This window comes from Janthinobacterium sp. KBS0711, from assembly GCF_000988085.1.
Taxonomy (GTDB): Bacteria; Pseudomonadota; Gammaproteobacteria; order Burkholderiales; family Burkholderiaceae_D; genus Janthinobacterium; species Janthinobacterium lividum_E.
This window is the reverse complement of sequence record NZ_LBCO01000024.1, coordinates 1,088,259-1,112,212: the sequence shown is the minus strand read 5'-3', so window position 1 is coordinate 1,112,212 and position 23,954 is coordinate 1,088,259. Positions and strand designations below refer to the sequence as shown.

The 23,954-nt window shown below is 63.7% G+C and carries 15 protein-coding genes; 11 read left to right on the top strand and 4 right to left on the bottom strand.

Features of this window, described 5'->3' with window-relative positions; translation table 11 throughout:
- Nucleotides 1-127 precede the first annotated feature (127 nt).
- From VM94_RS17580 to VM94_RS17565, 4 genes are all read left to right on the top strand, one after another.
- The gene (locus VM94_RS17580) at nt 128-4,855 is read left to right on the top strand and encodes an NAD-glutamate dehydrogenase domain-containing protein (protein ID WP_046684525.1); all 4,728 of its coding nucleotides are present in this window, start codon (nt 128-130) and stop codon (nt 4,853-4,855) included.
- On the top strand, nt 4,855-5,850 hold the full coding sequence (locus VM94_RS17575) for a succinylglutamate desuccinylase (RefSeq protein WP_046684524.1): 996 nt from the start codon (nt 4,855-4,857) through the stop codon (nt 5,848-5,850). Before VM94_RS17580 ends, VM94_RS17575 begins: the two co-directional genes overlap by 1 nt.
- A gap of 147 nt (nt 5,851-5,997) precedes the next feature.
- Complete coding sequence (locus tag VM94_RS17570; RefSeq protein WP_082127784.1) at nt 5,998-6,969, top strand: DUF2167 domain-containing protein; 972 nt, start codon at nt 5,998-6,000, stop codon at nt 6,967-6,969.
- 99 nt (nt 6,970-7,068) lie between these two features.
- Nucleotides 7,069-7,578: a DUF1993 domain-containing protein gene (locus tag VM94_RS17565; RefSeq protein ID WP_046684523.1), complete on the top strand. Its 510-nt coding sequence runs from the start codon at nt 7,069-7,071 to the stop codon at nt 7,576-7,578.
- Here VM94_RS17565 and VM94_RS17560 read toward each other — a convergent pair.
- Complete coding sequence (locus tag VM94_RS17560; RefSeq protein ID WP_046684522.1) at nt 7,575-8,138, bottom strand: glycine zipper 2TM domain-containing protein; 564 nt, start codon at nt 8,136-8,138, stop codon at nt 7,575-7,577. The genes VM94_RS17565 and VM94_RS17560 overlap by 4 nt on opposite strands.
- Before the next feature lie 160 nt (nt 8,139-8,298).
- Here VM94_RS17560 and VM94_RS17555 point away from each other — a divergent pair, with 160 nt between their 5' ends.
- The 6 genes from VM94_RS17555 (at nt 8,299) to VM94_RS17530 (ending at nt 17,185) form a co-directional block, all read left to right on the top strand.
- Nucleotides 8,299-9,411 (top strand): NADH:flavin oxidoreductase/NADH oxidase, encoded by a 1,113-nt coding sequence (locus VM94_RS17555; protein ID WP_046684521.1) that lies wholly within the window; start codon nt 8,299-8,301, stop codon nt 9,409-9,411.
- Between the two features lie 152 nt (nt 9,412-9,563).
- Entirely contained in the window at nt 9,564-11,147 is a 1,584-nt protein-coding gene (locus VM94_RS17550) for an ATP-binding cassette domain-containing protein (protein WP_046684520.1), read from the top strand.
- A 254-nt stretch (nt 11,148-11,401) separates the two neighbouring features.
- Nucleotides 11,402-11,860: a RidA family protein gene (locus VM94_RS17545; protein WP_034778908.1), complete on the top strand. Its 459-nt coding sequence runs from the start codon at nt 11,402-11,404 to the stop codon at nt 11,858-11,860.
- Between the two features lie 116 nt (nt 11,861-11,976).
- On the top strand, nt 11,977-13,407 hold the full coding sequence (locus VM94_RS17540; RefSeq protein WP_046684519.1) for an amino acid permease: 1,431 nt from the start codon (nt 11,977-11,979) through the stop codon (nt 13,405-13,407).
- Nucleotides 13,408-13,695: 288 nt separating this feature from the next.
- Nucleotides 13,696-15,168 (top strand): amino acid permease, encoded by a 1,473-nt coding sequence (locus VM94_RS17535; RefSeq protein ID WP_072457304.1) that lies wholly within the window; start codon nt 13,696-13,698, stop codon nt 15,166-15,168.
- 67 nt (nt 15,169-15,235) lie between these two features.
- On the top strand, nt 15,236-17,185 hold the full coding sequence (locus VM94_RS17530; protein ID WP_235432934.1) for a S9 family peptidase: 1,950 nt from the start codon (nt 15,236-15,238) through the stop codon (nt 17,183-17,185).
- Nucleotides 17,186-17,190: 5 nt separating this feature from the next.
- Here the strand turns inward: VM94_RS17530 and VM94_RS17525 are convergent, their stop codons facing one another.
- The 3 genes from VM94_RS17525 to VM94_RS17515 form a co-directional block, all read right to left on the bottom strand.
- On the bottom strand, nt 17,191-19,143 hold the full coding sequence (locus VM94_RS17525; RefSeq protein WP_046684517.1) for an acid phosphatase: 1,953 nt from the start codon (nt 19,141-19,143) through the stop codon (nt 17,191-17,193).
- A 95-nt stretch (nt 19,144-19,238) separates the two neighbouring features.
- Nucleotides 19,239-21,389, bottom strand: a complete 2,151-nt coding sequence (locus VM94_RS17520; RefSeq protein ID WP_046684516.1) for an FUSC family protein — start codon at nt 21,387-21,389, stop codon at nt 19,239-19,241.
- Nucleotides 21,390-21,479: 90 nt separating this feature from the next.
- A complete protein-coding gene (locus VM94_RS17515) occupies nt 21,480-23,168 on the bottom strand; it encodes a M14 family zinc carboxypeptidase (protein ID WP_046684515.1) in 1,689 nt (562 codons plus the stop codon).
- 118 nt (nt 23,169-23,286) lie between these two features.
- On the opposite strand from VM94_RS17515, the gene VM94_RS17510 reads away from it, so the two are divergent.
- Nucleotides 23,287-23,901 (top strand): hypothetical protein, encoded by a 615-nt coding sequence (locus VM94_RS17510; protein WP_138828968.1) that lies wholly within the window; start codon nt 23,287-23,289, stop codon nt 23,899-23,901.
- Nucleotides 23,902-23,954: the final 53 nt, after the last annotated feature.

Sequence of the window (23,954 nt, the reverse complement as noted above, 5' to 3'; positions counted from 1 at the left end):
CCGAGACAACTATCCGTAGCACAGACAAAATTGGACGGGCGACCCCCGTCTCTTGACACCGCTGCCGCCCAGCCACAAGCCCGAACGACAGCGTTGGACATTCACATTACCGTAATGGAGATGCAAGATGAATCACACGCCACAAGATTTGCGTACACAAACGCTGGAGCTGATTAACGCGGCTGGCAATGCAGGCAAGGCGGCAGCGCCTGTCGTGCAGCTGGTGCAGGCCTGGCTCGACTCGCTCGATGCCGAAGACCTGGCCGATATCGCGCCCGACAGCCTGGCGCCCGTGCTGGTCGAGGGCTTCACGCAAGCGGCCAAGCGCACGGGCAGCGGCTGCCAGATCGCCACCCTGCGTTATGCGGATGGCCGTGGCGGCATGGCGAGCGCCTTGCTGATCCTGAACGAAGACATGCCTTACCTGGTCGACTCCATCGTCATGGCCATGCGCCGCCAGCACCTGGCCGTGCGCGGCGTGATGAATACCGTGCTGCCCGTGCGCCGCGCCGCTGACGGCAGCGTCGAAGCGGTGCGCCAGTCTGGCGACCCGCTCGAATCGTATGTGCTGGTGCTGCTCGACGAAGAGCTGGCGCCGGAAGCCCTGGCCGCGCTGGTCGCCGCCCTGGAGACGGTCGCGCGCGACGCCGCCATCGTGCGCCGCGATGCCGCCGCCATGAGCGAGCGCCTGGCCGCCGTCGCCACGGCGGCATCGCAGCATGGCGAAGAAGGCGCGGAAGTGGCGGCCTTCCTGGAGTGGGCCCGCAGCGGCGGCTTTGAAGTATTCGGCTACGCCTACTATCGCGTCAAGCCGGGCGTGCGCGAACTGGAACGCGACATTCCTAGCCGCGTCGGCGTGCTGCAGGATACGGCGCACCCGGTCTACGGCACCTGCCTGGCGAACATCCCCGGCGACTTCGACACCCTGGCCAAGCGCGACTCGGCGCTGTCCATCGTCAAGGCCGACGTGGCAGGCACCTTGCACCGCGACCAGCAGCTCGACTTCATCGGCGTGCGCGACATGGATGCGCAAGGCGCGATCCTGGGCGAGCATTGCTTCGTCGGCTTGTTTACCCGTGCCGGCAATTCCACCCCGCTGGCGGCGCTGCCGTTTGCGCGCGGCCGCGTGGCCAAGGTATTGAGCCTGGCCGGCGTGCGCCAGCAAGGCTTCCGCGCCGAGAAATTCCGTGAAATCCTTGAGTCCTTGCCGCGCACGGAAGCGCTGGAAGCGGACCTCGACTGGCTGGCGCAAGTGTGCGGTTCCGTCGTCTCGTTGTACAAGCAGCCGCGCACCAAGGTCTTCGCGCGCCGCGACGTGTACGCGCGCCACCTGAACGTGCTGGTCTACCTGCCGCGCGAGCGTTACAGCGCCAGCGTCGCATCGAGCCTGGCAAAAGCCCTGCAAGCCAGTTCCGGCGCCACGCATGTGAGCATGCAAACCCTGGTGGCCGACGGCCCCCTGGCGCGCGTCTACCTGATCGCCCACGCCGCGCGCTACCCGCTGGACCTGGAAACGGATATCGAACAGCCGCTGCTGAGCGTGCTCGATGGCTGGCATAACGGCTTTGCCGCCGTGGCCGACGCCGTGCCCGACGTGGCCCTGCGCACCAGCCTGCGCAAACTGTGCGCCACGTTACCGCTCGATTACGTGGCCGCCACGGCACCGGCCGTCGCCTTCCGCGACCTCGACACCATCTTGCGCAATACGGATCCATCGCACGTGGCCGTGCGCATCGAGACGGGCGCCGTCACCACGATTCGCCTGTATTCGGCCAACAAGGTGCCGCCGCTGTCGACCATCCTGCCGGCCCTGCACAACGCGGGCGTGGCCATCGACCGTGAACAGGCGTATTCCGTTTCGCTGGCCGACGGCACGCGCTATTTCGTCACCAGCCTGACGGTCGATGCCGCCAGCGCGGCGAAACTGGCGCAGCCATCCGTCGTCGCCGTGGCGCAGGAGTTGTTTGCTTCCCTGTTCAACGACACGGCTGAAGATGGCCGCTTGAATGGCCTTGTCATCGAAGGCGGCTTGTCGACGCGCGAAGTGCAGCTGGTGCGCGCCTATACCAGCTACTGGCGCCAGACGGGCAGCCGCTTCTCGGTGCGCTACATTGCCGAAAGCCTGCGCAAGCAGCCGGCCCAGGTCAAAGCCCTGGTCGAAGCGTTCCTGCAGCGCTTCGATCCTTCGCTGTCCGACGCGCAGCATGCGCAAGCCCTGGAAAGCATCGCCGCCATCAAGGCTGGCCTGCCCTCCGTGAACCATGCCGATACCGAGGAAATCCTCGGCGCGCTGGCCGACCTGATGGCCGCCACCCTGCGCACCAGCTACTTCCAGAACAATCAACAAGGCGACAAGATCATCTTCAAGTTTGACACCAGCAGCCTGGCGCTGGTGCCGGAACCGCGTCCTTACCGCGAGATTTTCGTCTTCTCGCGTCGCTTCGAAGGCGTGCACCTGCGCGGCGGCCCGGTCGCCCGTGGCGGCTTGCGCTGGTCCGACCGCATGGAAGACTACCGCACGGAAGTGCTGGGTCTGGTGAAAGCGCAGATGGTCAAGAACGCCGTCATCGTGCCGGCCGGCGCGAAGGGCGGTTTTGTCTGCAAGATGATGCCGAAGGACGCCGTGCGTGAAACCATCGCGGCCGAAGGCGAAGCCGTCTACCGCCTGTTCATTTCCAGCCTGCTGGAAGTAACGGACAACCGTTCGCTGGGCAATATCGTTCCGCCAGTCGACACCGTGTGCTTCGATGAAGCCGATCCATACCTCGTGGTGGCCGCCGACAAGGGCACGGCCACGTTCTCGGACATCGCCAACGGCATCGCCGTGCAGCGCGGTTTCTGGCTCGGCGACGCGTTCGCTTCGGGCGGCTCGAACGGCTACGACCACAAGAAACTGGGCATCACCGCCAAGGGCGCGTTCGAAGCCGTGAAGCGCCACTTCTATGAAATGGACCACGACCTGAACACCACCCCGATCACCATGGTCGGCGTGGGCGACATGTCGGGCGACGTGTTCGGCAATGGCGTATTGCTGTCGCGCCAGTTGAAACTGGTGGCCGCGTTCGACCACCGCCACATCTTCCTCGACCCGACGCCGGACGTCGCCGTCTCGTTCGAGGAACGCGCGCGCCTGTTCGCCTTGCCGCGCTCCTCGTGGGACGACTACAACAAGGGCTTGATCTCGGCCGGCGGCGGCGTGTATCCGCGCTCAGCCCGCACCATCGAACTGTCGCCGCAAATCCGCGCCGCGCTCGATATCGCGGAAACTTCGCTGCCGCCGGAAGAACTGATGCACCGCATCCTGAAGTCGCCCGTGGACCTGTTCTACAACGGCGGCATCGGCACCTACATCAAGGCCTCGACGGAAACGCACGCACAAGTGAAGGACCGCGCAAATGACCACATCCGCGTCAGCGGCAATGAGCTGCGCGTAAAAGTCGTGGCCGAAGGCGGCAACCTCGGTGCGACGCAGGCGGGCCGTATCGAATTCGCGCTGGCCGGTGGCCGCATCTTCACCGATGCGATCGACAACTCGGCTGGCGTGGATTGCTCGGACCATGAAGTGAACGTGAAAATCTGGCTGGACGTGGAAGTCAACGCGGGCAAGCTGACGGAAGAAGAACGCAACCGCGAGCTGTATGCGATGACGGACGACGTCGAGCGCCTGGTCTTGCGCGACAACACGCAGCAGACGCATTTGCTGGTGCGCGAGTTGCAGGCGCAAAGCGAAAGCGCGGTGCAGGATGGCTATGCCGCCCTGATCGCCAGCCTGGAAGAAGAGGGCGCCCTGTCGCGCGAGCTCGAGCAGCTGCCGTCGGTGGCCGAACTGGCGCGCCGCAAGCTGGACAACCGTGGCTTGACGACGCCGGAACTGGCGGTGGTGATCGCCAACGTGAAGAACCGCTTCAAGCGCATCCTGTCCGCCTTGCCGTTGACGGGTGAAACGTGGGCCGAGCCGGTGCTCAAGCCGTACTTCCCGTCCTTGCTGGTGGAAACCCGTTCGGCGCTCGATCATCCGCTGGCCAACGCCATCCTGGCGACCGTGCTGGCCAATGAAGTGATCAACCGCTGCGGCCCGCTGATGATCCGCAACCTGGCGGCGGAACACGGCGTGGACGAATCAAGCGTGATCCTGGCATGGGGCCAGGCCTGGGTGGCGCTGAACCTGGCGCCCGTGTTCGACGCGCTCGATGCGGATGCCTTGACGATTCCACGCGACGTGTCGATCAAGGTCGATGCACAAACGCGCGTGCTGCAGCAAACGATGATCGCCGGCGTGCTGTCCGTGCCGGCCGAGCAATTGCGCGGCGCCGGCCTGGCCGAACTGACACGCCTGTTTGGCGCGGAATCGAAGCGCGAGCTGCTCAAAGCTGTCGGCATCAAGTCGGAAGCGGTGCTGGTGCCGGGCTTGACGCCGGCCTTCGTGCAGGCGTGGGATGCGGTCGATGCGCTGGAAGTCGTCGCCGGCTTCCTGTTCCCGGCCCTGTCCGTGCCGCGTCCTGCTTCGATGGACCTGGCTTCCTTCCTGCAAGTGGGCCTGGCCCTGCGCAGCCAGGCAGGCATCGATACCTTGGAACGTGGCCTGAAGCTGGCCGCGCAAGGCAAGTCGCAGGAGCAGTTGCGCAACTACGCGCAGCAAGCCCTGCGCCGCACGCAACAGCGTCTGCTGACGCAGGTGCTGGCGCGCGCCGAGCAAGGTAATGCGGGCCAGGCTGTCGATGCCGTGACGGGCGCGCTGGGCTTGTCGGCGTATGTGGCGGCGACGGAACTGGAGCAAGCCATGCTGGACGTGTGGACCTTGTCGGAAGCCGTGAATAAAATCACGGCGAAAACCCCAGCGGAAGCGGCGGTGTAATGACGCAAGAAGTAACCCAGGTAGTAACGCCGGTAGTGCAGGCGCTGGCGCAGGCCGATTTCAGCGGCGTGGCCCAGTTGTTTTCGGACGCCGGTTTCACGGTGGCCTTGCCGGCGCCCGGCATGCTGCAAGTCGTCAAACCGGGAGCCGGCCGCGCCAGCGTGGCCGTCTCGGTGGGCGTGCATGGCGACGAGACGGGACCGATCGAAGTGCTGGCGCATCTGCTTGACGCCTTGTCGCGCGATGCGTCCGCACTGGCCGTCGACCTGCTTGTCTGCGTGGGCAATGTCGATGCGATCCGGGCCGGCAAGCGTTTTATCGACGCCGACCTCAATCGCATGTTCCGCCCCGTACGGGGCAGCCTGGCGCAAGCGGCGGAAAGCGCGCGCGCCGATGAAATGATCGCCGCGACAACAGCGTTCTTTGCAGCGGCGGGATCTGTGCGCTGGCACCTGGATTTGCACACGGCCATCCGGCCTTCCGTGTATCCCACGTTTGCCATCGTGCCAGACCTGGTGGCCGACGACGCCAAGGCACAGCTGATCGATTGGCTGGGCCAGGCCGCCATCGGCGCCATCATCATGAACCCGCAGTCGGCTGGCACGTACAGCTATTATTCGGCCGAGCATTTCGGCGCGGCCGCCAGCACGGTGGAACTGGGCCGCGTGGGCACCCTGGGGCAGAACGATCTGTCCCTGTTCGACGACGTGTCGCGGGCGCTCGATGGCTTGCTGCGCGGCTTGCCTGCGCAGCCCGTCAAGGCGCAACCGCACGTGTTCAAGGTGGCGCAGGAAATCATCAAGCACAGCGATGAATTCCGCATGGCTTTTGATCGCAGCACGCAGAATTTCACATCCTTGCCGCAGCACGCCGTGATCGCCAGCGATGGCGACCATGTGTACACGGTGCGGCACGCGGAAGAGCTGGTGGTGTTTCCGAATCCGGACGTGCGCGTGGGCTTGCGCGCCGGTCTGATGGTGGTGCGCGTGTCCTGATCTTCACGCCATGCACGGCAGCAGGCGCCAGCCGGGGGAACCCGCCTGGCGCTTTTTTTTGTGGAAAAAATTCCGCACAGAAATAATTATCCATTAAGCAATCAGTTGATTTAAAATATTTACCCTTTGCAATTTTTTGGACCGATCATGTTGAAACGCCTGCTGACAGCCTTGCTGTGCCTGACCCTCTCCGGCCTGACGGCTGCCGCCCCTGCCGAAGAGAAGGCTGCCACAACGGAAATGACTGCCGAGCAATTCCTTGCCCAGCTGCACCTGCAGCGCGGCAAGATCACATTGCCAGGCGGTATCGCCACCCTGGATTTGCCCGCCAGCTTCCGTTATTTGTCGCCGGCGGACGCCGAGCGCGTGCTGGTCGAGGCCTGGGGCAATCCACCGGGCATGGAATCGCTGGGCATGATCGTGCCCGCCAAGACCAGCGTGCTCGAGCGCGATAGCTGGGGCGTGGTGGTGACGTATGAAAAGGAAGGGCATATCAAGGATGACGATGCGGACAGCATCAAATACGACGAATTGCTCAAGGATATGCAGGCGTCCGTGCTGGAAAATAATGCGGAGCGCAAGAAGCAGGGCTATCCCGGCATCCATCTGATGGGCTGGGCGGAAAAACCCAGCTATGCCAAGGATACGCACAAGCTGTACTGGGCCAAGGACCTGATGGTCGATGGCGGCGAGCACTCGCTGAACTACAACGTGCGCGTGCTGGGCCGCGAAGGCGTGCTGAATCTGAACGCGATTGCCAGCATGCAGCAGATCGCGACGATCAAGCAGGAAATGCAGCAAGTGACGGCGTTCACGGAATTTACCGACGGTAACCGCTACACGGATTTCGACAGCAAGACGGACAAGGTGGCCGAGTACGGCCTGGCGGCGCTGGTGGCCGGTGGCGTGGCCAGCAAGCTGGGCCTGTTTGGCAAACTGCTGGCGCTGCTGCTGGCCTTCAAGAAAGTGCTGATCCTGGCCGTCGTGGGCGGCGGCGCGGCCATCGTCAAGTTTTTCACTGGCAAGCGCAAGGACAAGCCGGCGCCGCAGCCACTGCCGCAGGAGTCTGTTGAACAGCCGGCGCATTTACCGGACGGCAAGGTCAACCTCGACAAGTAAAAGTAACTGGGCCGCTCGGTGCGCTGACGCACACGGACGCGCTGCCGGAAAGCGGCGCCTCGGGTACACTGGCTCATCGTTCACTATCAGGAGTCAGCCATGTCCGTGTCCATGTATCAGGCAACCATTCCCGTCTTCATCCGCGGCTTGCGGGTCGTCTCGGCCCTGCTGGAAAAAGCGCAAGCCCATGTGGAGGAAGATGGCATCGTGCCCGAGATTTTGCTGGGCGCGCAGCTGGCGCCCGACATGCTGGACTTGACGGCGCAGGTGCAGCGCGCCAGCGATACGTCGAAGATGTCGGTCGAACGCCTGAGCGGCGTGCCGGCGCCGAAGTTCGAGGATAACGAAGCGTCGTTCGAGCAGCTGCAGGAACGCATCGCCAACACCATTGCCTACATCGACAGCGTGAATGCGGGCCAGATGGCGGGCAGCGCGCAGAAGGAAGTCGTGCTGAACTGGACGGACGAGGGGACAAAGTTCTCGGGAGATGACTACCTGCTCAGCTTTGCCTTGCCGAACTTCTATTTCCACGTTTCCATGGTCCACGCCATTTTGAGAAACAATGGCGTGGCCGTGGGTAAGCTCGATTATCTTGGTCCTTACGATTAACGTTGCGGCTGTTGTTCCACCTGGTTCTGTACCGCATTGCCCAGCATGCCGCCGCCGATCACGCCGGCCACCGTTGCCAGCGCCTTGCCGCGGCCGCCACCTACCTGATTGCCGATCAAGCCGCCGATGACGGCGCCCGTGCCGATGCCCACGTAGTTCGGTTGTGCCGGTGCCGGCGCAGGTATTGGCTGCTGCTGGCGTGCCGGTTCGCGGTAGGCCGTGTCGCGGTAGCCATCATTGTTGTCATTGTAGGCAGGGCGCGCTTGCGCCACTTGCGTGTGGTGCACGACGCGCTTGTGCACGACGGGCGCCGGGGCTGGTGCCGGGGCCGCTTGTGCGACGACAGGCGCGGCCACCGGCGCAGTCACGGGCGCTGCCAGGGCGGCGGCGCCGGCCGGCGTCATGGCGGCCACGTCGGCAGGCACGGCAGGCACATTCGCCCGCGAATTGGGCAGGATGCCGGCGATGGACGCCGCGCCGACCAGGCACAGGACCGTCACGGAAATGGCGGCGCCGGCCATCAAAGGGTGGATGCGGCTGGCGGTAGTCGTCGTGTTCATGTGTTCTCCTGGGGTGGTACTGCGGGTGTTATTGATGTGTCCAGATTAGCGGCCCCGCCCGCGCAAGGCTAGCCCTTGCGCTGTATCAAACGTAAGCAGGTGTAAGCCGCGCTTTCCAAAGCACAGTAGAATCGGTGCTTCCCCTTTTCCGGAGTCCGCCATGAGCCAGCTATTCACGCCGTATGCACTGGGACCGCTGCAGGTGGCCAACCGCATCGCCATCGCGCCCATGTGCCAGTACTCGGCCGACAACGGCAACGCCACCGACTGGCACATGATCCACCTGGGCCATCTGGCCCTGTCCGGCGCGGGCTTGCTGATGACGGAAGCGACGGCCGTCTCACCCGAGGGACGCATCTCGGCCGAGGACCTGGGCCTGTGGTCGGATGCGAATCAGGCTGCGCTGGCCAAGGTGGTGCAGGCCATCCGCCGCCATGCGCCGATTCCGCTGGTGGTGCAGCTGGGCCATGCGGGACGCAAGGCGTCGAGCCGCGCGCCCTGGCAGGGTGGTTCCTGCGTGCACTTGGCCGAGGGCGGCTGGCAAACGGTGGCCCCGTCCGCCATCGCCCATGCAGCGGGCGAAACCGTGCCGATCGCGCTCGACGAGATGGGTTTGCTGCAAGTGAAGGGCGCCTTTGTCGCGGCCGCCCAGCGCGTGCATGCGCTCGGCATCGAAGGCATCGAACTGCACGCGGCGCACGGTTATCTGCTGCACCAGTTCTTGTCGCCGCTGTCCAACCAGCGCACGGATGCGTATGGCGGCAGCCTGGAAAACCGCATGCGCTTTCCGCTGGAAGTGTATGAGGCCGTGCGCGCCGCCGTGCCTGACTCGGTGGCCGTGGGCGTGCGCATTTCCGCCACCGACTGGGTCGAGGGTGGCTGGGAAATTGAGCAAAGCGTGCGTTTCGCGCAGGAACTCAAGCAGCTGGGCGCCGACTTCATCCACGTCTCCAGCGGCGGCATTTCGCCGCAGCAGCAAATTCCCGTGGGCCCGGGCTATCAGGTGGCGTTCGCCGAACGCATCAAGCGCGACAGCGGTTTGCCTACCATCAGCGTGGGTCTGATCACGGAAGCGCAGCAGGCGGAAGACATCATCGCCAACGGCCAGTCCGACATGGTGGCGCTGGCGCGCGCCATCCTGTTCGACCCGCGCTGGCCCTGGCATGCGGCGGCCCAGCTGGGCGCGCAAGTGTCGGCGCCGCCGCAGTACTGGCGCTCGCAGCCGCGCGAATTCAAGAACCTGTTCGGCGACACGACCCTGGGGCAGCGCTAAGGGAACGGCTCTGCTACACTGACGCTTCTTCCCCATTTCTCCAGGACGCTTCGACATGCGCCATTGATACTGCCGTGCTGTGCACGGCCTCGCCCATCCCGCCACAGCGCATAGCGCCGCGCGGGTTCGCCAGCCTTGCTCAAGGAGTATCCATGCCCGCATTACTACAACTCGACCGTCTGTCCTTCGTGCTGCCCGATGGCCGCGCCCTGTTTTCCGATTTGCAATTTGGCTTTGCCCCGCAACGTATCGGCCTCGTCGGCGATAACGGCGTGGGCAAGAGCGTGCTGGCGCGCCTGCTGGCGGGCCAGGCGCCGCCGTCTTCCGGCGCCGTGCGTTGCGACGGCAGCGTGCATTACGTGGCGCAGGAACTCGATCCTGAGCGCTATCCCAGCGTGGCGGCCTTGGCCGGCATGGACGACTTGCTGGCCGCGCTGGCGCGCATCGCGGCAGGCAGTGTCGACGAAGCCGATTACGCTCTCGTGGGAGATCGCTGGGATGCCCACGCCCGTTTGCGCCAGGCGCTCGATGCGCTCGATTTGCGTCATGTCGATGCCGACACGCCAACGGCCAGCCTGAGCGGCGGCGAGCGCCAGCGCGTCGCCCTGCAGGGCGCCTGGCTGTCGCAGGCGGACTGGCTGGTGCTCGATGAACCGAGCAACCATCTCGACGTGCAGCAGCGCGCCCGCCTGGTGGCGCAGATGGCGCGCTGGCCGGGCGGCTTGCTGCTGGTCAGCCATGATCGCGGCTTGCTCGAGCACGTCGATGCAATCGTCGAGCTGTCGAGCCATGGCTTGCGCAGCTATGGCGGCAATTACGCGATGTATGCGCAGCAGCGCGCGCTGGAACAGGCCGGTTTTGCGGCCGCGCTGCAGGCGGAAAAGGCGGGTGCCAAACGCGAACAGCGCGAGGCGCAGCAGCAGGCCGAACGGCAGCAGAAACGGGTGGTGCGTGGTGAAAAGGACGGCCGCGAAGGCAATCAGAGCAAGCTGCTGCTCGACGCAAAAAAGGAGAAAAGCCAGGATAGCCAGGGCAAGCTGCGCCTGCGCGCGCAAGAGGCGCAGCAGGCGCGCCAGCAAAGGGTGATGGACGCCAGCGCCCGCTGCGCGCCCGAGATGGAGCGGCTGCTGCTGGCGCCCGACAGTGCCGTGCCGAATGGCAAGCTGATCCTGGAATTGCGCGATCTGGTCTTGCCCTATGGCCAAGCCCAGCCTGTGAGCCTGGTCATCAGTGGGCCGCGCCGCCTGGCAGTGACGGGCAATAACGGCAGCGGCAAGTCGACCCTGCTGCGCGTGGTCGCCGGGCAACTGGCGCCCGCCGGCGGCGAGCTACTGTGCCATGCACGGGTGGGCTGGCTGGACCAGCATGCGGGACTGCAAGACGGCGAGCGCAGCGCCGTGCAGCGCTTGCAGGCACGCAACAGCATCGTGCCGGAAGGCGAGCTGCGCACGCGGCTGGCGCTGCTGGGCATTGCCGGCGCGCGCGCCACCATGCCCAGCCAGCTGCTCAGCGGCGGCGAGCGCCTGAAGGTGGCGCTGGCGGCGGAACTGTATGCGCAGGCGCCGCCGCAACTGTTGCTGTTAGATGAACCCGACAATCATCTGGACCTGGCCAGCCTGCAGGCGCTGGAGCAGATGCTGCTGCAATATCGGGGCGCGTTACTTGTGGTTTCGCACGACCAGGCATTTCTGAAGGCGATAAACCTTGACCCGGAGGGCTTGACATTGCGCAAGTGACAATTTAATGAAAAAAGTCACGCTCGATGCCTGTAGAGCATGCTTCATGAACCGATGCTGAATTTTGTTTGATTGTCGGTATAATCCACTGAATAACCGGGCCTATTTGTGAACTAAAACTGCTGGTTCACCAATATGATGACGTTTAATCTGGCACTGTTGTCGGTCACTACCGCGCTGCCAGGGCGTCATCCTGCGTGCCCTGCCGTGCATGAATTTTGGTTTCGCTTATATTGTTTTCTTGGAGAAATAGCATGTCGTTTTACGAAAAACTCAAAGCCCTCAACATCGAACTGCCAGTCGTTGCCGCGCCAGCTGCCGCCTACGTGATGCATGCCCGCACGGGCAACACCGTCTTCCTGTCCGGCCACCTGGCCAAGAAGGATGGCAAGGTCTGGGTTGGCCAACTGGGCAAGGACGTCACCACGGAAGAAGGCAAGATCGCCGCGCGCGGCATCGCCATCGAACTGATCGCCACCCTGCAAGACGCGTGCGGCGGCGACTTGAACAAGGTCAAGCGCATCGTCAAGGTCATGAGCCTGGTCAATTCCACCTCCGCATTCACGGAACAGCACCTGGTGACCAATGGCGCCTCGGAACTGTTCGTCGAAGTCTTCGGCGACAGCGGCAAGCATGCGCGCTCCGCCTTCGGCGTGGCGCAAATCCCGCTGGGCGCTTGCGTCGAGATCGAGCTGATCGCCGAATTGGCCTAATCATCTGAGCATGCCGGCGCTTGCCGCCGGCTCGCCTTTTCCTCCTTTCCAGCAAGAGCGGAACCGCCATTGGGGTGGAGGGATCGGTGTATTCAAGAAAAAAACGGAGACACGTAATGAAAACGAGTGAACAAGGCTTGCACCGCGGCCTGGGCGAGCGGCAGATCCGCCTGATGGCGCTGGGCGCCGCGATTGGCGTGGGCCTGTTTTTGGGTTCGGGCAACGCGATCAAGATGGCCGGTCCCGGCATCATGCTGTCGTACATCATCGGTGGCGCGGTCATCTTCATGATCATGCGCGCACTGGGCGAAATGGCCGTGCATAATCCGGTCGCCGGCTCCTTCAGCCGCTATGCCCAGGATTACCTGGGACCCCTGCAAGGCTATCTGACGGGCTGGAACTACTGGTTCCTGTGGCTGGTCACGTGCGTGGCGGAAATTACCGCCGTCGCCATCTACATGGGTATCTGGTTCCCCGACGTGCCGCGCTGGATCTGGGCCCTGGCGGCCCTGGGTTCCATGGGCGCCATCAACTTGCTGGCCGTGAAAGCCTACGGCGAGTTCGAGTTCTGGTTCGCCCTGATCAAGGTCGTCACCATCATCCTGATGATCGTCGGCGGCACGGGCATGATCATCTTCGGTCTGGGCAACGACGGCGTGGCCATCGGCATCTCGAACCTGTGGACGCATGGCGGCTTCTTCCCGAATGGCGCGCAGGGCGTGCTGATGTCGTTGCAGATGGTGATGTTTGCCTACCTGGGCGTGGAAATGATCGGCCTGACGGCTGGCGAAGCGGCGAACCCGAAGAAATCGATTCCCGACGCCATCAATTCCGTGTTCTGGCGCATTTTGATTTTCTATGTCGGCGCCTTGTTCGTCATCCTGTCGATCTACCCATGGAATGAAATCGGCACCACCGGCAGCCCCTTCGTCATGACGTTCGAACGCCTGGGCATCAAGACGGCCGCCGGCATCATCAACTTCGTCGTGCTGACGGCAGCCTTGTCGTCGTGCAATGGCGGTATCTTCAGCACGGGCCGCATGCTGTACAACCTGGCGCTGCAAGGCCAGGCGCCGAAGGCGTTTGCGGAAACCACGGCCAGCGGCGTACCGCGCCGCGCCATCCTCGTGTCCGTCTTCGCGCTGCTGCTGGGCGTGCTGCTGAACTACCTGGTGCCGGAAAAAGTGTTTATCTGGGTCACCTCGATTTCCACCTTCGGCGCCGTCTGGACTTGGGGCGTGATCCTCGTCACGCAGATCCAGTTCCGCAAGACCCTGACGCCGCTGGAAATCAAGAACCTGGCCTTCCGCATGCCGTTCGCGCCCTACGGTTCCTGGATTTCGCTGGCTTTCCTGGCGCTGGTGATCGGCCTGATGGCGTATTTCCCCGATACGCGCATCGCCCTGATGGTGGGACCGGCCTGGCTGATCCTGCTGACGGTGCTGTACTACGCGCTGGGCCTGGCGCCGAAAGAGCGCCGCGACGACGTGCCGCAAGGCTACGAAGCAGGCTGGCCGCCGGCCGATGTGCCACACGGCAAGAAGTAATTCAGCTGAACTGAGCTGAACCAGAAGCGCGCCCCTGCCCCTGCAGCGGCGCGCTTTTTCTTTCATCTCGGCAATCTCACACTCCGCTAGCGCCTATGCGCGTTTGGCGGCGCACGCTTGGCGTTGTTTCCTTGCATCAAAGTTCTGTTTAGCTGAGCCGATGAAAGCCCTATAATCGCTTAGTTTTTAAAATGGACGCGATCTTTCCGGTTTTCTGCCAGGTAGGGCCGGAGCGCTATTTGTTTTTACCCGTCATACGAAAGACGTATGCCTCATAAAGGAATGCTAGTGAGCCAAACCCTGGTCCAGAAAATTTGCCGCACCAAGCCGATCGATACCACGGTCGAATATGGTGAAGGCCTCAGCAGCAGTGGTTTGAGCCGGTCCATCGGCCTGTTTTCCCTCACCATGATCGGCGTCGGCGCCACCATCGGCACGGGCATTTTCTTTACCATGGTCGAAGCCGTCCCCAAGGCGGGTCCTTCGGTCGTCCTGTCTTTCCTGATCGCCGCCATCACGGCCGGCCTGACGGCCTTGTGCTATGCGGAGCTGTCGTTCCGCATTCCCGCCTCCGGCTCCTCGTATTCGTTTGCCTACGCCACCGTCGGCGAGTTTCTTGCCTTCATCATGGCCGCTTGTCTGCTGCTCGAATACGGCTTGGCGGGCAGTGCTGTGGCCATCGGCTGGTCGTCCTACCTGAACAACTTCCTGGAAAATGCGTTTGGCTGGCACATACCCGAGATGCTGCGCACGCCGATGATCGTTTCCGGCCCGCACGGCATGGAATTTCATGCCGGCCACATCAACTTGCCGCCGATCTTTTTGATCTGCATGTGCGGCTTCCTGCTATTGCGTGGCGCCAAGGAATCGGCCCTGATGAACGCCATCATGGTCGTCATCAAGCTGTCCATCCTCGTATTCTTCATTGCCATTGCCTTCTCCGGCTTCAATGCGGACAACTTCGTGCCCTTCTTCAATACCGACAATAGCAAGGGCTTTGCCGGCATGACGGGCGTGACGGCGGCGGCCGGCACCGTCTTCTTCTCCTTCATCGGCCTCGATACGGTGGCCACGGCGGGCGACGAAGTGAAAGACCCCAAGCGCAATGTGCCGCGCGGCATCCTGTATGGCTTGCTGATCGTCACCGTGTTCTATTTGCTGGTGGCCGTGGCCGCCCTCGGTGCGCAACAGGCGAAATTGTTCGAAGGCCAGGAAGCGGGCCTGGCGGTGATCCTGCAAAACGTGACGGGCAAGACCTGGCCCGCGCTGGTGTTGTCGGCCGGCGCCGTCATTTCCGTCTTCAGCGTGACCCTGGTGACGATCTACGGCCAGACGCGCATCCTGTTTGCCGTCAGCCGCGACGGCCTGATCCCGAAATCGTTCCAGAAGATCCACCCGCGCACCTTGGTGCCGGTCAGCAATACCATCATCGTCTGCCTCGTGGTGGCCGTGGTGGCCGGTTCCATCGATGCGACTTACCTGTGGGACATGGTCAGCATCGGTACCCTGACGGCCTTCATGGTGGTGTCGATCGCCGTGCCCGTGCTGCGCCACAAGCAAGGCGCGAACCGCATCGAAGGCTTCAGCGTGCCGTTCGGCCCGTATGTGATTCCCGGCCTGAGTGTACTCGCCTGCCTGTACATCATGCGCGATTTGCCGCATACGACGTTTGTCGTGTTTAGTATCTGGATGACGGTGACGGTGGCCATTTACTTCCTGTACAGCATGCGGCATTCGCACCTGGGCAAGAAGGCCCGCTAATGCAGTCTGTTCCATCCAAAACCGCCGCGCTTGCCGGCGGTTTTTTTTATTTCTAACCGGAATTTACATGATGAAAATAACTGATCTGGCCGCCTGCGGCTTGCTGGCAAGCAGCCTTCTGGGCACCACGGTACAGGCCGCCGCTGCAACCGGGCCGGCATTGCGCGATTACCGCGCCGTGGCCCTGTCGGCCGATGGCCGGCGCATCGCCGCCATCGAGTCGAGCAAGGCGGGCGAGCAAGCGCAGCGCCCGCATGCGGCCATCGTCGTGCGCGACGCCGCCAACGGCGCCATCGTGCAGCAATTCGATCCATGTGCCGTGTGTTCCTACGACAAGCCCAGCTGGTCGCCCGATGGCCGGCAACTGGCCTTTGTCGGCTACGACGCGAAGGCGGGCACGGCGCAGTTGTACCTGGCCACCCTGGCGCAGGCCCAAGCTCGCATGTTGACCAGCATCAAGGGCGTGGCCAGCACGGCGCGCTGGTCGCCCGATGGCAAGCAACTGGCCTTGCTGGCGACGGTCGGCGCGCGCAAGCTGGCCGGCGCCGTGGAGGCGGGGGCGCGCCAGGTGGGCGAAGTGGGCAGCGAAGACGACGCCCAGCGCATCGCCGTCGTGCCTGCCAGCGGCGGCGAGCTGCGCTTGCTGTCGCCAAACGACACCTATGTGTATGAATACAGCTGGACGCCCGATGGCCGCGGCTTTGTCGCCACCAGCGCGCAAGGCAATGGCGACAGCAACTGGTGGGACGCCAAGCTCAGCCATATTGATGCGGCCACGGGCGCCCTGCGCGTGATCGCGTCGCCGGCCATGCAGCTGAACTTGCCCTCGGTCTCGCCCGATGGCAAGACAGTGGTCTTCATCGGCGGCCTGATGAGCGATTTCGGCTCCATCGGCGGCGATATCTACACGGTGCCGCTGGCCGGCGGCACGCCGCGCAATGTGACACAAGACTATCGCGGTACCTTCAATGGCGTCGTCTGGCGCGGCGCCGGCTTGCTGGCAACGGCCCTGATCGATTCGCAGCTGGCGCTGGTGCCCGTCGATGCGCAGACCGGCCCCAGCCAACCTGTGCTGCTCGGTGAGCTCAGCAGCAGCGGCAGCGATGGCCGTCTGTCGTTCAGCGCCGATGGCTTGCAAGCGGCCGCCGCACAGGAAGATTTTACGCACGCTTCCTACCTGGTGGCCGGGCCGGTGGCCCAGCTGAAAAAGATCACGCGCGACAATGACGGTTTTGCGCCGCAGCTGACGGTGCAAAACGTGGGCTGGAACAACGAGCAATACAAGGTGCAGGGCTGGCTGCTGGGACCGTTGAAGACGGACGCCGGCAAGCGCTACCCGATGGTCGTCAACGTGCATGGCGGTCCTGGCGCGGCAGCTTCGCCCCGTTACGTGGGCGCGGGCACCCTGATCCACGAATTGACGCAAAAAGGTTATTTCGTCTTCCTGCCCAATCCGCGCGGCAGCTTTGGCCAGGGCCAGGCTTTTACGCGTGCCAACATGGCGGACTTTGGCGGCGGCGACTGGCGCGACATTCTCACTGGCATCGATGCGGTGCAAAAAGTGGCGCCCGTCGACGGCCAGCGCCTGGGCCTGATCGGCCATTCATATGGCGGCTTCATGACCATGTGGGGCGTCACGCACAGCGACCGTTTCAAGGCGGCCGTGGCGGGCGCGGGCGTGTCGAACTGGATCAGCTATTACGGCCAGAACGGCATCAACCAGTGGATGATCCCGTTCTTTGGCGCCTCCGCCTATGACGATCCGGCCGTCTACCGCAAGGCTTCGCCCATCGAATCGATCAAGGCGGCCAGGACGCCAACCCTGATCTACGTGGGCGAGCGCGACGTGGAAACGCCGGCCGCCCAGTCGCTGGAATTCTGGCACGGCTTGCGCGCCATGGGCGTGCCGTCCAGCCTGTTCATCTACGACGGCGAAGGCCATTCCTTCCGCAAGCCCGAGCACCAGCGCGACTTGCAAAAGCGTACTATCGGCTGGTTTGAGCGCTACCTCAAGTAGCTCGCCTATACATCCAGGCGCAGCTGCAAGCCCGTTGCCGTGTACGTCGGCGTCACCTTGAAACCATCGACCGTGATGCTGTCGAACTTGCCTTTCAGGCTGGCGCCCTGCAGCACGGTCAGGGTGTCGCCGGCGGCCGGCTTGTAGCCGTTCTGGAACGTCACCTTCAGGCTGCCGCCCGCCACCGTCATCTGGCCCGCCACGCTCAGGCGGCCTAGCTGTCCGCTGCCCAGCTTTAATTCCAGGTTGCCGTTGGCCAGCTGCGTGTACTTGCCGGCCAGCGCCAGGCCGGACGGTGCATTGCTGACCAGGGTGCCGCCGCTGACATACACGTCGCCCTTGCCGAAGGCCGTGGCCGACAAGCCTTCCAGGCGGCCCCCTTCCAGCTGCGTGCCGCCGCTCCAGCTATTGTTGCCGCCCAGCTTCAGTGTGCCCGTGCCTTGCTTGTTCAGCTTGCCCGTGCCGCCGATGTCGTTGCGCCAGCGGTCGACGGCGTAGAAGCCGCCCTTGGCCGCATCCATGCTGATGACGACATTGCCCGTGAAGACGGCATAGCCGTCGGCGGCGGCAAACAGGTTCAAGCGGCCCCAGCCTTCAGCATCGTCCATCACCGGGTAGCCCGATGGCAAGGCCGTTGTTTTCAGCACCACGCGGCGCTGCGCGTCGGACAGATACGGCAAACGCGTTTCCAGCAGCACTTCCGCGCCTTTCGGCACGACGGCCGGCGCATTGGCGGCGCCTGTCTGCGCGAAACCGAAGGTCAGGCGGCGGATATAGGCGGCCTTGGTGCTGGCGTAGTCCGCAAAGCGGTCGTTGGCGCCGGTGCCCGAATGGGCGTAGTCATAGAAGGTGTCGGCCGTGGTGCCGGTTTTCGCCATCAGGGTCGTGTGCGCCTGCGTTACGGCGGCGGCCTTGGTGGCGGCCGTTGCCGGGTCGAGCAGGTTGGCGGCGACGATGGCTTGCGCCTGCACGCGGCCGCTGATCACGTCGAGCGGCGAATGCATGCCGGCGATGATGCGGTTTTCACCGAGCTCCAGGCCCCGCGCCACCATTTCCTGGTAGCGCTCGGGCAAGGCATACGCCATGCCCAGCGCGCCGCGCACGGCTTCGGCCGAATGGCCGCTGGTAAAGCCGCCATCGGTGGCGGGCGTGGCGCTCCTGGCCGGCAGCAGGGCCGGGATCACGGCCACATTGCTGCTCCAGCGGAACGGGCGCGCATATTTGTAGAAGCGCTTGGCCGGTTCCGTCGAGCCATTGTTGCCCATGGCGTTGACGAGGCCCACCACGTTGCCGAACTCGGCATTGGCGCTGCCCGCCACGCCCGTGTTGCTGCCGCTGTCGTTGTAGAGTTTGCTTGTCGCATCCGGCGCAATGTCTGTGATGCTGGTGGTCTGGCGCGCCGCGCTGCGCCAGGCGTCTGTCAGCGGACCCATGCCGTCGGTGATGCTGTAGCCCTTGCCGCGGCGGTCATCGAGGTAGGCGGCCAGTTCCTGCGCGGGGGTGCGGCTGGTGGTGGCTTTGATGACGAAATCGATGTTGGCATTGTGCACGCTGGCATTGACGATGGTGCCGCCCGGCGTGCCATCGTTGGGCACGCCCGTCCAGGCGGAAGGCACGACGGCGGGGAAGCCGTCCACGGCCGGCGCCGAGACGCCGGCATCGACGATTTCCGTCAATGGTTTCCAGATGTCGAGCATGCCGATCAGCACGCGCACGCCCGCATTCGTGGCGGCCGTGGCGTAGCGCGCATCGCCGCGCTGGTTGCTGGCGATATTGTCGACAAAGGGGAGGGCTGTGGCCGATGGCGGCGCCGTATCGGGCGCGCCCTGGTCGGCGGGCGCGGCGGGAATGACGAGCGCCGTTTCCTGGTGGTCGGAACCGCCGCAAGCGGCAAGGGCGAGGGCGGCGCTGATGGCCAGCGCCAGCGGCAGGCGCCGGCTCAGGGGAAATGCGTGCATGGAAGACCTTGGCTGGAAGTGGAAAAACCATGGCAGCATAGAGAAGCCAGATGACCTCCTGATGACACCACTTGCGCCAGGGCGCCCCCCAAAGATTATCTGGGGGCCACGATATGCACGATCGCCGCGCTATGTACTACGATCTTGTCGGCATCGGCTTGCAACAGGCGGATGCGTCTTTTGACCAGCGGCCAGCCCGACCAGTCCACTTCGCTCACGGGCGGGGCGGCAGCAGCGGCCAGCGGGGCGCTGATGGCGGCCTTGTCGTCGAGCTGGTCCAGCGCGCGCGACAGGGTCAGACACACTTGCGTATGGCTGTGGCCAAGCAGGGCGTTGACGGGCGCGACGGGCAGCTGGCTGGCATGGCGTCCCAGGATCGAGCGCAGCGCCGCCACGTGGGCGACCAGCAAATAATTTTGCACGATGAACAGGTTGATGTCTTCCACTGCCCGCTGCTTGCTGGCCGGTTCGTCGAGCATGCGTACCAGTGCCGAGCTGAGCGCGGCCAGGCTGTCCATCAGTCGCTTGCGTTCGATGCGGTAGGCGAAATCATCGAAACACTTTCCTTGCAGCAGCGCGAAGCTGGCTTGCATGTATGACAGGTTCACGTTCAGCACCTGGCGCACGAGGCGCGGCAGGCTCTGGTATTCCCAGTTGGCCAGCACGAAGCTGAATACGGTGGCCACCGCCGCGCCGATCAGGGTATCGATCAGGCGTTCGCTGACGAGGTTCGGGTTGCTGGGCGCCACCAGGTGCATTTGCAGCAGAATCATCAGGCTGACGGCGATGGCCGTGTAGCGGTAGCGCAAATAGATGAAGGTGGGCGTGGCCACGATGGAGAGGAACAGGATGGCCATCAGCACGATATTGCTGTGCACGAAGCGGATCACGATGGCCGTGACCACGCAGCCGATGATGGTGCCGATGATGCGGTCGGCGCGGCGCTGGCGCGTCATGCTGAAGGTGGGGCGCAGGATGATGACGATAGTGAGCACGATCCAGTAGCTGTGCGCCGCATACGGCAGCCAGTGGCCGATCAGCAATCCCACGGAAATGGCCATCGACACGCGCAGGGCGAAGCGGAACACGGGCGAGTCCAGGCGCAAGTTGGCCAGCAGGGTCTTCAGTTCGTATTTCTGCTGCGACAGGAATGGCGCCATGTCCGCGCCGCTCCAGAATGGCACGTTGTCGTAGACTTTTTGCGTGGCCAGGTGCAGCTCAGCTATCATTTTCAGAATGGCGCGAATCTTGTTGCGCTGCGCGCGTAACGTCGCCAGTGCCTCTTGCGCGCTGTTGCCTTTTGCGTGCAGGCGGGCAATTTCTCCTTCGATGTCGGCCCATTCCTTGTCATAGCTGATCTGCGCATACGAAGCGCGCTTGCGCGTGACGGCGTAGGCGACGGATTCGATGTCGCGCGCCGCCTTGTAGGCCAGGTCGTGCAGGGATTTCAGCACGTCGGAGTCGGCCAGGTGCTGGCGCAGCAGCGCGTAATCCGTGTGCGTGGAAAGGATCAGTTCATACAGATCGAGCATGCACACGTGCACTTGCACGACGATGGCGTCCTTGCTGTTCTTGTGGCTGCGCAGAATCAGATCGCGCGACGCCTGCTGGCGGTCGGCCAGGATGCTTTGATGGCGCACCAGCTTGTTGAACTGCTCCGTCAAATTGAAGCGTGCATCGTAGAAATCGGCCTTGATGTCGATGTAGGCGGCCAGTTCGAACAGGGCTTCGGCCAGCACTTGCTGCTTGATGCGGTGGCGCAAGACCCAGGCGATGGCCATGGCGTAGGCCAGATAGATCAATCCCCCCAGCATGAACAGGCCCGCGTGGTGAAACGATTGCTGCCACGTCATCTGATGCTCCATCGACATGGTCATGATGAACAGGGCGGCCAGTTGCAAGGGCATGGATTTCTTGCCGTACACCACCATCATGCTGGCGAGGAAACTGACGAGCACGAGCACCGTCATCAACAGCCACTGCACGGGGCCGCACAGGCTGATCAATAAGGTCACGGCGCTGCACAGCAGCACGGAAGCCAGCATCTCGTTGAACTTGTGGCGCAGCGGGCTGGGCATGTCCATCAGGGTCGTGCACAGGGCGCCGATGCATACCGTCATGGCGGTGGCGCTGTCGCTGATTTCCTGGGTCAGCAAGGCCAGGCCGACCAGGCCGATGGCCACGCGCAAGCCCAGGTAAAAATAATGGCTGTAAATAAAGGTGCGCAGGTTCAGTGCGTAGTGCATGGGATTACCTTGTGGGCAGGGCACAGAAAGAGGCGCCGCACCGGGGTCTCCGATGCGGCGCCAGGATGTTGCATTCGCTACAGCCCGGAGTTACATCAGGGCGATGACAGGGTAACGCCGCCATTCCGGCTCGGCAAAGCGCTGGCAGTGTGCAAAGATGAAGTCGAGCACGGCTTCCTGATTGCTCAGCAGGGCAGGGTTGGCCGCTTTCCAGTCGGCAAACTTGGCCGCCAGCGCCGGCTCATCGCGCAGCAGTTCGGACGCCATGTCTTCGAACACGTAATCGGAAAATGCTTCTTTCTTTTCCAGCACGCTGTTGAAGAAGCCCCAGCGGAAGAAGCTGTCGTGCGCCTGCGGTTCCAGGGTTTCCACCGCATAGCGGGCATTATCCTGGTCCAGGCTGACAACATAATCGCCCGCCTGCACGGTGAACTGGCCCGTGCGTGCTTCCACGTCGACCGTGTCGTGGAACATGTGGCCTTCGTAGGCCGTGGCGCGCGTGCCGACCTTGGTGATGTGGTAGTAGCGCGCCGTTACCGTCTGTTCGGCGGTGATGCGTGACATTTCGACGCCGTTCCAGCGCAGGCGTTCGATGACTTCGCGCCACGCCTGCGGCACGACATAGGCTTTCGGCGCGGCCACGGTGACGTCCGCATCGAAGCGGTTGTAGTAGGCGATATCGCGTTCCCACGGCTGCGAGCGGTCGTAGGACAGGCGCTGGTAATCGCCGAGGATACTTGGCGTGTATTGCGCCGCATAGCCCTTGAAGGGGAAGGTCGACGGCTGTTCTTCATTCATGGCCCAGTGGATGGGCCACTCGGCTTGCGTGCGTCCCGCCGCCTTGGCTTGCGCGCGCAGTTGCTTGATCTGTTCGCCGTGTTTGACCGTGAACGCCATAGTGATGTCGAGCAGGGTGCGCATGGAGGCGTAGCGGTCGGCAAACGGTTTCAACATGTGCGTTTCCGGCATGAAGCCGATAACGTGATGCAAGGCCGCAAAGCCGGTCGAGAAACGGGGCACTTCGAGGAACTCGGCGATGCCGTGGTCGGGACTATCCTTGACGGGGTTCACATACGGGCAGGTGGGCCAGCCGGCGCTTTCCATCTGCGCAAAGATGTGCGGCAGCATGGTGTCTTGCAGGAAGGGACCCAGGCCATTGCCCAGCTTGTCCGTCTGCGTGTGGATCAGGGTCATCGTGTACGGGTAGTCGGCGCCGTTCGACGTGTGCGTGTCGACCATCACGTCCGGGTCCCAGTTGGCCAGCAGGCGATTGAACACTTGCGCGTTCAGGCTGTCGCACTTGATGAAATCGCGGTTCAAGTCCAGGTGGCGGCTATTGCCGCGGAAACCGAATTGCTCCGGGCCATCCTGGTTCACGCGCGACGTGTTGGAGCGGTTCAGGCTGCCATCGACGTTGTAGATGGGAATGAACAGCAGCACGGTGCTACCCAGCGCCGCCAGGCGTTCCGGCTGCGTGCACAGGTCGCGCACGATGGCCATGCAAGCGTCGATGCCTTCCGGTTCGCCCGGATGGATGCCGTTGTTGTTGAAGAAGACGGTGCGGCCTTCACGCTTGATCTGTTCGCGGTCGAACACGCCGTCCGCGCTGACGACGCCAGCGTGAATAGGCACGCCCGAATCGGACAGGCCGATCTGTTCGAAATGCAGCACTTGCGGGTAGCGTGCGGCGAGATCTTGATAGAAGGTGATGCATTCCAGCCAGGTCGTGGTCTGGTTGTGGTTACCGAGTTCGTAGGTCGTGCGCAAGTCTGGTGGCATAGCGGTCTGAGTCTGGGAGGGGGAAGGCGCGCTGGGTAAGTACGCCCGCTAGGGGCCAATTGTAGCACCGGCGTTGGCGCCTTGAGGCGCGGCAGAGGTGCCGGGCCGCACTTGTGTTATGAATAGGTTTCACGCGCGAGGGGGAGGCGGCATGGTGAAGACGGTGACAGCGATGGCGATGGCGGCGCTGCTGTGGTGGGCTTGCCTGGCGGCACAGGCGGCGCCATTGCGCTTGCCAGCAGGCAAGGGACCGGTGGCGCAGGGCGGCTCCGTCACAGCCGCTGCACAGGGCGCGCTGATACGCTACCGGGGCTGGCTGCTGGCCGTCGATGGGGCAGTGTCGGAAGAACGGCCCGACGTCTTGCTGACGTCGGCGCAAGCGGGCCACGCGCCGCAGCTGCAGACCGGGCCCACGCAACGCCCTTTGCCGCTGTGGTCGGCCCTCGAATTCGTCAAGGGAAATGCGCGCCTGCGCATCACGGCGCTGCCGGGGCCCGATGAGCTGCCCGCGCTGCTGCTGGACTTTGGCGGTGGCGACTACCGTATCGTGATTCCCGCCGCCGGTATTGCCCGGCAAGCGTATCCGCTGCTGGCGCAGCGCTTTCCCGGCGCCGACCTGGCCTTGCTGCTGCACGATGGCCGGCGGGTGATGCTGCCCTTGGGAAGTGGCAGGGCGCAAGTGTTTGGCGAGGAGCAAGCCGTGCCTTACCGTTTCACCAAGGTAAAACGCTAGGCGAAAAAAAGCCACTCCCGCAGGAGTGGCTCAGGCTAAAGCGCCCGTTGCCG